The sequence below is a fragment of the Streptomyces sp. SID3212 genome, from assembly GCF_009865405.1.
In the GTDB taxonomy this organism is placed as follows: domain Bacteria; phylum Actinomycetota; class Actinomycetes; order Streptomycetales; family Streptomycetaceae; genus Streptomyces.
Genome location: NZ_WWJY01001258.1, coordinates 1 through 12,820, shown reverse-complemented (window position 1 = coordinate 12,820; position 12,820 = coordinate 1). Strand labels below are relative to the sequence as shown.

9 protein-coding genes are annotated in these 12,820 nt (G+C 70.8%); 1 reads left to right on the top strand and 8 read right to left on the bottom strand.

Annotated elements, in window-relative coordinates; translation table 11 throughout:
- Positions 1-227: 227 nt before the first annotated feature.
- The 5 genes from ffh to GT042_RS37810 all read right to left on the bottom strand — a co-directional run bounded on the left by ffh (position 228) and on the right by GT042_RS37810 (position 7,756).
- Positions 228-1,787 carry a signal recognition particle protein gene (ffh, locus tag GT042_RS37830; RefSeq protein ID WP_161313192.1) on the bottom strand — a complete coding sequence of 520 codons (1,560 nt, stop codon included), beginning with the start codon at positions 1,785-1,787 and terminating at the stop codon, positions 228-230.
- A gap of 138 nt (positions 1,788-1,925) precedes the next feature.
- Positions 1,926-4,385: a [protein-PII] uridylyltransferase gene (locus GT042_RS37825; protein WP_161313191.1), complete on the bottom strand. Its 2,460-nt coding sequence runs from the start codon at positions 4,383-4,385 to the stop codon at positions 1,926-1,928.
- Positions 4,386-4,402: 17 nt separating this feature from the next.
- Positions 4,403-4,741 carry a P-II family nitrogen regulator gene (locus GT042_RS37820; RefSeq protein WP_161313190.1) on the bottom strand — a complete coding sequence of 113 codons (339 nt, stop codon included), beginning with the start codon at positions 4,739-4,741 and terminating at the stop codon, positions 4,403-4,405.
- The gene (locus GT042_RS37815) at positions 4,738-6,015 is read right to left on the bottom strand and encodes an ammonium transporter (RefSeq protein WP_161313189.1); all 1,278 of its coding nucleotides are present in this window, start codon (positions 6,013-6,015) and stop codon (positions 4,738-4,740) included. Before GT042_RS37815 ends, GT042_RS37820 begins: the two co-directional genes overlap by 4 nt.
- A gap of 265 nt (positions 6,016-6,280) precedes the next feature.
- Positions 6,281-7,756, bottom strand: coding sequence for a hypothetical protein (locus GT042_RS37810; protein WP_161313188.1), 1,476 nt, complete (start codon positions 7,754-7,756; stop codon positions 6,281-6,283).
- 426 nt (positions 7,757-8,182) lie between these two features.
- Between GT042_RS37810 and GT042_RS37805 the strand changes: the two genes are divergently transcribed.
- The gene (locus GT042_RS37805; RefSeq protein WP_161313187.1) at positions 8,183-8,755 is read left to right on the top strand and encodes a bifunctional DNA primase/polymerase; all 573 of its coding nucleotides are present in this window, start codon (positions 8,183-8,185) and stop codon (positions 8,753-8,755) included.
- Between the two features lie 142 nt (positions 8,756-8,897).
- On the opposite strand, the gene ftsY is transcribed toward GT042_RS37805, so the two are convergent.
- The 3 genes from ftsY to GT042_RS37790 form a co-directional block, all read right to left on the bottom strand.
- On the bottom strand, positions 8,898-10,136 hold the full coding sequence (gene ftsY, locus GT042_RS37800; RefSeq protein WP_161313186.1) for a signal recognition particle-docking protein FtsY: 1,239 nt from the start codon (positions 10,134-10,136) through the stop codon (positions 8,898-8,900).
- Between the two features lie 92 nt (positions 10,137-10,228).
- A complete protein-coding gene (locus tag GT042_RS37795) occupies positions 10,229-11,647 on the bottom strand; it encodes a sugar porter family MFS transporter (protein WP_345944068.1) in 1,419 nt (472 codons plus the stop codon).
- Between the two features lie 115 nt (positions 11,648-11,762).
- Positions 11,763-12,820, bottom strand: a 1,058-nt coding sequence (locus tag GT042_RS37790; protein ID WP_161313184.1) for an AAA family ATPase, incomplete at its 5' end; no start/stop codon positions are given.

The following is a 12,820-nucleotide window of genomic DNA, read 5'->3' as shown; positions in this document are numbered from 1 at the left end:
ATTCACGGTAGCCACGCGACACAAAACACGCTTTACGTTCCGGACACGACCCCTGCCCGTCCCCCTTCCAGGCCCGCGCACAAGACAACCCCCGACCCGTCCGGCCTTGGAGGGCGGCGGGGCCCCTTCCAGCCCGTCCGGCGATTGAGGACATCAGTAAGCCGCGCCCGAGCACCGGGCAGAGGCCACAACCAAGCCCGTCCGGCGATTGAGGACACGTAGGGACGTCAGCCCATGAACTTCTTGAACTCGTCCGGGAGCTCGAAGTTCTTGTCGGGCTCCCCGGCCGGCAGGCCGAACGCGTTGCCTGTGGGCGACTCCGCCGACTCCCGCCGCGTCGCCGCCGCCTGTTCCTCCAGCTTGCGCTTCATCGGGTTGCCCGACCGCTGCTTCCCCTTCGCGACCTTCTGCTTCTTCTTCGTACGGCCGGGGCCCCCGCCCATCCCGGGAACGCCCGGCATGCCCGGCATCCCCCCGCCCTGCGCCATCTTCGACATCATCTTGCGCGCCTCGAAGAACCGCTCCACCAGGTTCTTGACGGCGCTGACCTCCACGCCCGAGCCCCGGGCGATCCGCGCCCGGCGTGAACCGTTGATGATGGTGGGTTCGTGACGCTCGCCCGGTGTCATCGACTTGATGATCGCGGCGGTACGGTCCACGTCCCGCTCGTCGATGTTGTTGATCTGGTCCTTGATCTGGCCCATGCCGGGCAGCATGCCGAGCAGCTTGGAGATGCTGCCCATCTTCCTGACCTGTTCCATCTGGGCGAGGAAGTCGTCCAGGGTGAAGTCCTTGCCGCCCTTGCTGCTCTGGAGCTTGGCGGCCATCTTCTCGGCCTCGGCCTGGCTGAACGTCTTCTCCGCCTGCTCGATCAGGGTGAGGAGGTCACCCATGTCGAGGATGCGGGACGCCATCCGGTCCGGGTGGAACGCGTCGAACTCGTCGAGCTTCTCGCCGTTGGAGGCGAACATGATCTGCTTGCCGGTGACGTGCGCGATGGAGAGCGCCGCGCCACCGCGGGCGTCGCCGTCGAGCTTGGAGAGGACCACACCGTCGAAGCCGACGCCGTCGCGGAACGCCTCGGCGGTGTTGACCGCGTCCTGGCCGATCATCGCGTCCACGACGAAGAGCGTCTCGTCGGGGTTGACCGCGTCGCGGATGTCGGAGGCCTGCTTCATCAGCTCCTGGTCGATGCCCAGGCGGCCCGCGGTGTCGACCACGACGATGTCGTACTGGCGCGACCTGGCGTACTCGATCGAGTCCTTGGCGACCTTGACCGGGTCGCCGACACCGTTGCCCGGCTCGGGGGCGTACACGGCGACACCCGCGCGCTCGGCGACGACGGAGAGCTGGGTGACGGCGTTGGGGCGCTGGAGGTCACAGGCGACCAGGAGCGGGGAGTGGCCCTGGTTCTTGAGCCAGAGGCCGAGCTTTCCCGCGAGGGTGGTCTTTCCGGCGCCCTGGAGGCCGGCGAGCATGATGACGGTGGGCGCCTGCTTGGCGAAGCGCAGCCGCCGGGTCTCACCGCCGAGGATGCCGACGAGTTCCTCGTTGACGATCTTGATGACCTGCTGGCTCGGGTTCAGCGCGCCCGAGACCTCGGCGCCGCTCGCGCGTTCCTTGACCTTGGCGATGAAGGCGCGGACGACGGGCAGGGCCACGTCGGCTTCGAGCAGGGCGATACGGATCTCGCGGGCCGTGGCGTCGATGTCCTCCGGGCTGAGGCGCCCTTTGCCCCGGAGGCTCTTGAATGTGGCTGCGAGGCGGTCGGAGAGAGTGTCGAACACGGTGGTCGCGAATCCTCGGGTCGGGGGCGGGCGGGTAGATCGCCCTCCAGGGTATCTGCCTGAACCAGCAGAGCGCCCTCGCCCGCCGGAAATCCGCGGACGAGGGCGCCTTTCACCGCGTGGAGGCCGGGCCTCCGCTCACCTCAGCGCTTCCTCCAGGGACTTCGCCAGGGCCGCCGCGTCCGCCTCCGGCAGTCGCGACCCGTCCGCACGCGTGACGTAGACGGTGTCCACGGCGTTCGCGCCGAGGGTCGAGACGTGGGCGCTGCGGACCCGTACCGCCGCTTCTTCCAGCGCGCGCCCGATGCGGTGCAGCAGTCCGGGGGCGTCCTGGGCGCGTACCTCGATGACCGTGGCGTGCCGGGAGGCCGTCGGGGCGACGGTCACCCGGGGCGGCGGGGCCTTCACGCCCCGGCGCCTGGGGTACGCGGCCTCGCGTTCGGCGAGCCGGGCGGGGATGTCCAGCGTGCCGTCCAGGGCCCGTACGAGGTCGGCGCGCAGCCGGGTCGCCTGCGGGAGGGAGCCGTACTCCGCGGCCACCCGCCAGCTCAGCAGCAGGACGTCGGAGCGCTCGCCCAGCTCCGTGGGGAGCTCCACGGCGCGCAGGTCGGCCGCCCGGACGGTGAGCCGGTGCAGGGCGAGCACCCCGGCCGCGGCGGGCAGGACGCCGGGCTGGTCGCGCAGCGCGATGACGAGTTCGACGCCGACCGGTTCGGGTTCGGCGCCGGGCTCCTCCTCGGGCGGGGGCTCGGTCTGCGGGGCGTACAGGGCGAGGACGGGTTCGCCGGTGCGCAGCGCCTCGACGGCGAGGCGTTCCTGTTCGGCGCTGGGCGCGGTGGGTTCGGGTTCGGGGACCTCGTCGCCGGCGAGGACGGCGGCGACCCGCTGCACGAGGTCGGAGACGAGTCCGGCCCGCCAGGTGGACCAGGCCGCGGGCCCGGTGGCGAGCGCGTCCGCCTCGGTGAGGGCGTGGAGCAGCTCCAGGGTGCCGAGGGAGCCGACCCGGCCGGCGACGGAGCTGACCGTCGCGGGGTCGTCCAGGTCACGCCGGGTGGCGGTGTCGATGAGGAGCAGGTGGTGGCGTACGACGGTGGCGATGACGGCCATGTCGTCGCGGTCGAAGCCGATGCGGGAGGCGACGTCGCGGGCGATGACCTCACCGGCGACGGAGTGGTCGCCGGGCCAGCCCTTGCCGATGTCGTGCAGCAGGGCGCTGACGAGGAGCAGGTCGGGCCGGTGGACGCGGCGGGTCAGGGAGGAGGCCTGGACGGCGGTCTCCACGAGGTGGCGGTCGACGGTCCAGGTGTGGACGGGGTTGCGCTGGGGCCGGCAGCGGACCCGTTCCCAGTCGGGCAGGAGCTGGGTGATCAGGCCTTCGGCTTCGAGGGCCTCCCAGACGGGGACGGTGGACTCGCCGGCGCCGAGCAGTTTGACGAGTTCCTCGCGGGCCTCGGCGGGCCAGGGCACCGGTAGGGGTTTCGCGGCGGCGGCGATACGGCGTACGGCGTGCAGGGAGATCGGCAGGCCCGCCTGGGCGGCGGCGGCCGCGGCCCGCAGGGGCAGCACGAGATCGCGTTCCACGCGTGCGGTACGGGCGAGGACGACTTCGCCGTCCTGCTCGACGACCCCTTCGGCGAGGGGCGTGCGCTCCGGCGCGGGTTTGGTGCCGAGCATGGCGCGCAGGCGGGGCCTGGCGCCCCGGGAGCGCAGGACGCGGTTGACCTCGCGCCAGGTGACGTCGGAGGCGTACGAGACCGTGCGGGCCGCTTCGTACACCTGGCGCAGCAGGGCGTCGGCGTCCAGCAGGCCCAGTTCGGCGGCGACGGAGTCCTGCTCCTGGAGGGCGAGCCGGTCGGTGGCGCGTCCGGTGGTCAGGTGCAGGGCGTCGCGGGCGTCCAGGAGGCGTCTGCGGGCGTCCGAGAGTCCTTCGCGGGGTGCGTCGGCGAGCCAGGACGCGGCGACGGCGCGCAGGGCGGTGGCGTCGCGCAGGCCGCCCCTGGCCTCCTTGAGGTCGGGTTCGAGGAGGAATTGCAGTTCGCCCTGGCGTTCGGCCCGTTCGCGGCACAGGGCGTCGAGTTCGGGCAGCCGCTTGGGGGCCTGGTTGCGCCAGTCGGCGAGGATCGCGGTCCGTACGCCGGTGACGAGGCCCAGGTCGCCGGCGACGTGCCGGGCGTCGAGCAGCCCGAGCTGCACCTTGAGGTCCTCGCCGGCGGTCCTACGCGCCTCGGCGGGGGTGCGGACGGAGTGGTCCAGGGCGAGGCCGAGGTCCCACACCGGGTACCAGACGCGGTCGGCGAGGGCCGCGATGGCGGGGGCGCCGGCCTTGCCGTCGTGCAGGAGCAGCAGGTCGAGGTCGCTGCGCGGGGACAGTTCGCCCCGCCCGTAGCCTCCCACGGCGACCAGGGCCGCGCCCCGGACACCGGCTTCCCTCGCGGCGGTGGTGAACAGCGCGTTCAGCCAGCCGTCGGTCAGTTTCGCGAGGGCGGCGCGCCGCGGCGGCCCGGACCGCGCCTTCTCCTGGAGAAGGCGCAGCCGGGCCGCCGCATAGCCGCTGGGTCCCGAGTCTGCCTGCTCGGTTGTCTCTTCGAGGCTCGTCACCCAGTCGTTCCCGTCTCTCAGAGGGCGTCGGGGCCGCGTTCGCCGGTCCGTACCCGGACCGCCGTCTCGACCGGAACGCTCCATACCTTGCCGTCACCGATCTTGCCGGTTCTGGCTGCCTTGACCACTACCTCGATGAGCTCGTCGGCGTCGCTGTCCTCGACCAGTACCTCGATACGGATCTTCGGGACGAGGTCGACGGTGTACTCCGCACCCCGGTAGACCTCGGTGTGACCGCGCTGCCGGCCGTACCCGCTGGCCTCCGTGACCGTGAGCCCCTGGATCCCGAAGGCCTGGAGGGCCTCCTTGATCTCGTCGAGCCGGTGTGGCTTCACGACTGCGGTGATGAGCTTCATGCGTCCACCTTCTTGTTCGTCGCCGCTCCGGCGATGTCGGCCGGGACGCTACTACGGCCCGAGGGAGAGCCGCCCAGCGCGCTGAAGTCGTAGGCCGACTCCGCGTGGAAGGCCATGTCGACGCCGCTCGTCTCGTCGTCCTCGGACGCCCGGAAGCCGATCGTCTTGTCGACGAGCTTGGCGAGGATCCAGGTGACGACGAAGGAGTAGGCCATCACCGAGAAGGCTCCGACGGCCTGCTTGCCGAGCTGGTCGAGACCGCCGACGCCGTTGATGGCGAGGACGCCGACGAGCAGGGTGCCGATCAGACCGCCGACGAGGTGGACGCCGACGACGTCCAGGGAGTCGTCGTAGCCGAGCTTGTACTTGAGGCTGACGGCCCAGGAGCAAACCGCGCCGGCGACGACGCCGATGAGCAGCGCGCCGAACGGGTTGACCGCCGCGCCGGACGGGGTGATGGCCACCAGGCCGGCGACGGCGCCGGAGGCGGCGCCCAGCGTGGTGAAGGCGCCGTGGCGGATGCGCTCGTAGGCGAGCCAGCCGATCATCGCGGCGGCGGTGGCGATCTGGGTGTTGAACGCCATGATCGCGGCGGTGCCGTTGGCGGCCAGCGCGGAGCCGGCGTTGAAGCCGAACCAGCCGAACCAGAGCAGTCCGGCGCCGAGCACGACGAGCGGCAGGCTGTGCGGCCGCATCGGGTCCTTCTTGAATCCAATGCGTTTGCCGACGACCAGGACCGCCGCGAGTCCGCCGATGCCGGCGTTGATGTGGACCGCGGTACCACCGGCGAAGTCGATCACGCCCAGCTTGAAGAGCCAGCCGTCGGACTGCCACACCCAGTGGGCGATCGGGAAATACACCACGCTGACCCACAGCGCGATGAACAGGGTCCAGGAACTGAATTTCACGCGGTCGGCGAGTGCGCCGCTCATCAGTGCCGGGGTGATGACGGCGAACATCAGCTGGAACAGGGCGAAGGCGAAGACGGGAATGCCTTCCTTGCCGCCGGTCAGCGTGTCGGCCGTAATGCCCTTCAGCCCGATGTGGTCGAAGTTGCCGAGCAGCCCCCCGCCGATGTCGTCGCCGAACGTCAGTGAGTACCCGTACAGGACCCACAGCACGCTGACGACGGCGAGCGCGCTCATCGACATCATGAGCATGTTGAGGGCGCTCTTCACCCGCACCATGCCGCCGTAGAAGAATGCCAGGCCGGGCGTCATCAACATGACGAGCGCGGCACTGATCAATACGAATGCGGTATCTGCGCCATTCAAGGCCAGCGTCTCCTCGGAAGTCGGAACGGCCCGTGCGGATGCTCAGGGGGGTCTGGGCCGACTGTGCTGAGGAGATTGGCGCAGCGCCGTTTCAGTCAGTGCCGCTGCATGTTTCGCAACAGTGACGAAGACGTCCTGGATGTTACGTACCGATGAACCGCGGGACATCGTAAACCGGCCGCGGCCGTCACCCTGCTGACCTCGCGGCGGGGGAGCCGTGTCGGGCTGTACGGGGTGACGGTCGCGGCCGGAGTCCGGGGACCACTCAGACCGCCTCGGCGGACTCGGGCAGCTGGGTGGAGAGACGGTCGGTCAGGTAGGCGATCTCGGCGACGTCGCCGAAGTCCCGCGCGGCGGTGTCGACGGTCTTGCGCAGCCGGTTGTTGACCCGCTCCGACCGCACCTTCCTCGCCGCGTCCAGGGCGGTCTGGGCCAGGGCGGCCGACTCCTCCGGCTCTCGCTTGAGCAGGTGCACGGTCGCCATGCCGATGAGGTTGAGCGCGTACGACCGCTGGTGCTCCCGGTCGGGCTCGAAGAGCTCGACGGCGCGCCTCATGGCGGGCTCGGCGAGGGAGGCGTACGTCGGGCTGCGGCCGGCGACATAGGCCAGATCGCGGTACGAATGGGCGTTCTCGCCGTTGAGCTCGGCCTCGGAGAAGAACCGGATCCAGTCGGGCTCCGGTTCGCCGTCCAGGCCCACGTCGGAGAAGGTGTCCTCGGCCATCCGGACGGCTCGTTTGCACTTGCTCGGCTGGCCCATATTCGCGTACGCGCGCGCCTCCATCGCATACAGCATCGCCTGCGTCCTGGAGGTGGCGCAGTCGCGGCTGCCGTACTGGGCGAGGTGGATCAGTTCCAGCGCGTCGTCGGGCCGGCCCAGATGGATCATCTGACGGCTCATCGAGGACAGGATGTACGAGCCGAGGGGCTTGTCCCCCGCCTCCTTGGCGGCGTGCAGCGCGAGGACGAAATACTTCTGGGCGTTGGGCTGGAGTCCGACGTCGTAGCTCATCCAGCCGGCCAGCTCGGCCAGTTCGGCGGCGCAGCGGAACAGCCGCCGGGCCGTCTCCCGCGGCTGGGGCTCCTGGAGCAGGTCGGTCACCTCGTGCAGCTGCCCGACGACCGCCTTGCGCCGCAGCCCGCCGCCGCACTGCGCGTCCCACTGCCGGAACATGGTCGTGGTCGACTCCAGCAGGTCCAGCTCCGTCCGGGAGAGCCGGGAGGGGCGGGATCCCGGGTCCTCCGTCGCGGGCCGCTCGTGCTCCACGGCCGGGGTGGGGACGAGCCACCGCTGCATGGGCTCGACCAGGGACGGTCCGGCCGCCAGGGCCAGCGAGGAGCCGAGGAAGCCGCGCCGGGCCAGCATCAGGTCGCTGCGCGAGAACTCGCTGAGCAGCGACACCGTCTGGGGCCCGGCCCAGGGCAGGTCGACACCGGACACCGAGGGTGACTGGTGCGCGGAGCGCAGGCCGAGGTCCTCGACGGCCACGACGGTGCCGAACCGCTCCGAGAACAGCTCGGACAGGATCCGCGGAATGGGCTCGCGGGGTTGCTCGCCGTCGAGCCAGCGCCGTACCCGCGAGGTGTCCGTACTGATGTGATGGGCGCCCATCTCACGGGCCCTGCGGTTGACTTGACGTGCGAGTTCGCCCTTCGACCAGCCGCTTCGCACAAACCACGAGCCCAGCTGCCCGTTCGGGCTCTTGCCTGAATTCGTGCCGCTCGCGCCGCTGCCGCCCACTCGTACGCCCCCATCCGCTCAAGCCTGTCACGCGAACCGCTACCAGAATGCCGTGAGTTGCGGCCCCCTGTCCGGAGGTTGCCCCCCTTCGAACAGGAAACCGAGTTGCCCCGGGCATACCCGTGGTCGCACTTTTCTCCGGGGTCCGTGTACTGAAAGTAATCCTACGATCACCCGTCCGGCGAGGGTGATTGCGGAAACGCCACCATTCGCCACCCCTTCGAATGAACTCGCCCCTGGCCGGGCGCGATTCACTTGACACACGACGATCAGGAACGGGTGAAGCGGTGTGCGCCGGGGCGCGTACGGCGGACCGCACCACCCCCAGTGCTCCCGTACGCCGCCGGAAGCGACCCGACGAACACAGAGGGTCACGGGCAGACTGCGAGTCGTAACCACCGGCGCACTCGACCCGTTGGAGGGGGCATGGGCTTCACGATCGGCGGCACGCGCCGTCGCGGCCGCGGCACCACGGAGTGCACGGCGGTGGCGGAGTACACGGGAATCTGGGGCTGGGACGTCGCCCCCGGCTCGCCCGAAGGGCCGGGCGACGAGGTGCCGGCGGGCGCGACGCTGGCCGACGTCACCAAGGTGTGGTCCGAGTCCCCGGGGGCCTCGGTCCTGCTGCCGGTGGGCCGCAGCTTCGACGTCCTCGACGTGTCGGCGACGGCCGGCTCCCGGGCCCTGGTCCGCCTGGAGCGGATGGGACTGCCCCTGGGCCCGGTCCTGGCGACGCCCTGCGGGCGCGCGTACTTCTTCGTGGCGCCCGGGGCGGCGGCCGAACTGCCCCAGCTGCTGTACCGCATGGGCTGGGACGACGCGGGCCTGGACCTGCGCTGCCAGGGCTCGGGCCACGTACCGGCCCCGCCCACCGAGATCCCGGGCCGGGGCCCGGTCCGCTGGCTGCGCCCCCCGTCCCTGGACACCGCGGCGACCCCACCCCAGGCAAGGCTGCTCCTGGGAACCCTGGCGTACATCTGCCACCGCTCAGCCACGTAGCCCGCCGGCCCGGCCCCCCGTCCCCGCACGCGCTTCGCGCGTGTTGTCCTCAATCGCCGGACGGGCTTGAAATGCCCGCGCCGAACCCAAGCCCGTCCGGCGTTTGAGGACAATCAGTAACCGCACCAGGCACCGCGCAGCGCTATTCGCCGATCAGCGCGTCCACGAACGCGCCCGCCTCGAACGGGGCCAGGTCGTCCGCGCCCTCGCCCAGGCCCACCAGCTTCACCGGTACGCCCAGCTCCCGCTGGACCGCGATCACGATGCCGCCCTTCGCGGTGCCGTCCAGCTTGGTCAGCACGATCCCGGTGATGTCCACGACCTCCGCGAACACCCGCGCCTGGACCAGCCCGTTCTGCCCGGTCGTCGCGTCCAGCACCAGCAGCACCTCGTCCAGCGGCCCGTGCTTCTCCACGACCCGCTTGACCTTGCCCAGCTCGTCCATCAGCCCGGTCTTGGTGTGCAGCCGCCCGGCGGTGTCGATGAGCACCACGTCGGCGCCCTCCGCGATGCCTTCCTTGACCGCGTCGAAGGCCACCGACGCGGGGTCGCCGCCCTCGGGTCCGCGTACCGTACGGGCCCCGACCCGCTGCCCCCACGTCTGGAGCTGGTCCGCCGCCGCCGCGCGGAACGTGTCCGCCGCGCCGAGCACGACCGACTTCCCGTCCGCGACCAGCACCCGCGCCAGCTTGCCCGTGGTGGTGGTCTTGCCGGTGCCGTTGACCCCCACGACCATCACGACGGCCGGGGTGTCCAGGACGCTCTCGGTCCTGACCGTCCGGTCGAAGTCCTCCCGGTCCGCGCCGACGTCCAGCAGCGCCACCAGCTCCTCGCGCAGCAGCGTGCGCAGCTCGCCGGGCGTCCGGGTGCCCAGCACCCGCACGCGCTCCCGGAGCCGTCCGACCAGCTCCTGGGTGGGCGCGACACCGACGTCCGCCGTGAGCAGCGTCTCCTCGATCTCGTCCCAGGTGTCGTCGTCCAGGTGCTCCCGCGACAGGAGCGTGAGCAGCCCCTTGCCGAGGGAGTTCTGCGAGCGGGAGAGCCGGGCGCGGAGCCGGACCAGCCGGCCTGCGGTCGGCTCGGGGATCTCGATCTCGACGGCGGGCGGCGCGCCGACCACCGGGTCCTCGACGGCGACCGGCGTCCCCGTGACGTCCGAGGCGTCCGGGAGACCGACCTCCTCGATGGTGCGGCGCGGTTCGTCGCGCGGCGTCTCCGCCTCGTCACCGACGTGTGGCTCGGCGGGCGGAGCTGTGAGGGTCGGCGAGCTCGACGGCGCCCGGGGCGGCAGCTTCTTCTTCCTACGGCTGCCGACCACGAGCCCGCTGATCGTGCCGACCGCGACCAGGGCGATGACTACAACAAGGATGACGATTTCCATAACGCTCCCAGTATCGACCACGACCGTGCCGGTCCCCGGTTCCGGAGGGTCACATACAGAACACGGTCAGGGCGGCGCGCCCGCGGACAGCCCTAGCCCATCTCCTCCAGCGTCTTGCCCTTGGTCTCCTTGACGAAGATCAGCACGAAGGGCAGCGACAGCGCCGCGAAGCACGCGTAGATGATGTACGTCCCCGAGAGGCTCCAGTCCGCGGAGAGGCTCGGGAAGCTCGCGGTGATGGCGTAGTTGGCGATCCACTGCGCCGACGCCGCGACTCCCAGCGCCGCCGCGCGGATCTTGTTGGGGAACATCTCGCCGAGGAAGACCCAGACGACGACGCCCCAGGACAGCGCGAAGAAGAGCACGAAGACGTGCGCCGCGACCAGGGCCGTCGTGCCTTCGGTGGTGGGGAGCTTGCCGTTCACGAGGTGGGCGGAGAACGCCCAGGCCTCGAAGGCCAGGGCGACCGTCATGCCGCAGGATCCGACGATCGCCAGGGGTTTGCGGCCCACCCGGTCGACCAGCGAGATCGCGATGATCGTGCCGATGATGTTCACGATCGAGGTCGTGAAGGAGTAGAGGAACGAGCTGGACGGGTTGATCCCGACGGACTGCCAGAGCGTCGCGGAGTAGTAGAAGGCGACGTTGATGCCGACGAGCTGCTGGAAGGCCGACAGTCCGATGCCGATCCACACGATGGGCAGGAAGTTGCGGCCGTCGAGCAGGTCCCTGAAGGTCGACTTGTGCTCCCGGCGCATCGCCAGCTCGATCTCCGCGGCCCGCGCGTCCAGGTCGACGTTCTTGTCCTCGACCGAGGCGAGCACCCGCTTCGCCTCCTCCTCCCGGCCCACAGAGATCAGGTAGCGGGGCGACTCGGGGATCGTGAAGGACAGCACACCGTACGAGATCGCCGGGACGACCATCACCCCGAGCATCCACTGCCACGCCTCCAGGCCGGCGAGGTCGCCGCGCTGGTCACCGTCGGCGAGCTGGAGGATGCCGTAGTTCACCAGCTGCGAGATGGCGATGCCGAGCACGATGGCGCCCTGCTGGAAGGATCCGAACCGGCCCCGGTACGCGGCGGGCGACACCTCCGCGATGTACGCGGGGCCGATCACCGAGGCCATCCCGATCGCGAAGCCTCCGATGACCCGCCAGACGGCGAGGTCGTAGATGTCGAAGGGCAGGGCGGAGCCCACCGCGCTGATGGTGAACAGGACGGAGGAGATCCGCATGCAGAGGAGGCGGCCGATCCGGTCGGCGATCCGGCCCGCGGTGGCCGCGCCGATCGCGGACCCCAGCAGAGCGACGGCGACGACCTGGGCGAGCGGCAGCGAACCGATGTGGTAGCGGCCCCGGATGCCCTGGACGGCGCCGTTGATCACGGAACTGTCGTAGCCGAAGAGGAATCCGCCCATCGCCGCGGCCGTCGTGATGTAGATGACGTGGCGGAGGTGGTCGGGGCGGGGCGCGTTGCCGTCGGAGGGCTGCACCTTCGTGGTGGTGGTCACATGAACTCCTGGAGCGCCCGGCGTCGCCGGGTGTGGGGGGCGAGCCCCCACAGTGGCGCATAACGGGGCATCACGCCCCGCTGCAACACCCGCCGGTTGGGTGAAAACTCAACCGTCAGCGGAGCCGCTGGCTGATGACCTTGGAGACGCCGTCGCCCTGCATGGAGACGCCGTACAGCGCGTCGGCGACCTCCATCGTGCGCTTCTGATGGGTGATCACGATCAGCTGGGAGCTCTCCTGGAGCTCCTGCATGATGCGGATCAGCCGCTGGAGGTTGGTGTCGTCCAGGGCCGCCTCCACCTCGTCCATCACGTAGAACGGGCTGGGCCTCGCCTTGAAGATGGAGACCAGCAGGGCGACGGCGGTCAGGGACCGTTCGCCGCCGGAGAGCAGGGACAGCCGCTTGACCTTCTTGCCCGGCGGCCTGGCCTCGACGTCGACGCCGGTGGTGAGCATGTGGTCGGGGTCGGTGAGGATCAGCCGGCCCTCGCCGCCGGGGAAGAGCCGGGAGAACACGCCCTCGAACTCCCGTGCCGTGTCGCGGTACGCCTCGGTGAAGACCTGCTCGACGCGCTCGTCGACCTCCTTCACCACGAGGAGGAGGTCCGTCCGGGTCTTCTTGAGGTCTTCGAGCTGTTCGGAGAGGAACTGGTGGCGTTCCTCCAGCGCCGCGAACTCCTCCAGGGCGAGCGGGTTCACCTTCCCGAGCTGCTGGTACGCCCGTTCGGCCGCCTTGAGCCGCTTCTCCTGCTCGGCGCGGGCGTAGGGGCGGGGCCGGTTGCGGGGGTCGTCGGGATCGTCGGGCAGGATCTCGCCCTCGGCGGGCGGGGACGGCGGTACGGGCTGGTCGGGGCCGTACTCCGCGACCAGCCCGGCCGGCTCTATGCCCAGCTCCTCCAGGGCCTTGGCCTCCAGCTGCTCGATGCGCATGCGCTTCTCGGCGCCGAGGACCTCGCCGCGGTGGACGGAGTCGGTCAGCTTGTCCAGCTCGGCCTTGAGGTCGCGGCCCTGGGTGCGCTCGGTGACCAGTTCCCGCTCGCGTTCGGCCTTGGCGTCCTCGGCGGCGGTACGTTCCGCCTCGGCGCGTACGACGGAGACCTCGACGTGCGCGAGCAGCTGGCGGGCGCCGGACGCGACGGCTCCGGCGACGCGGGCCTCGTGGCGCAGCCGGG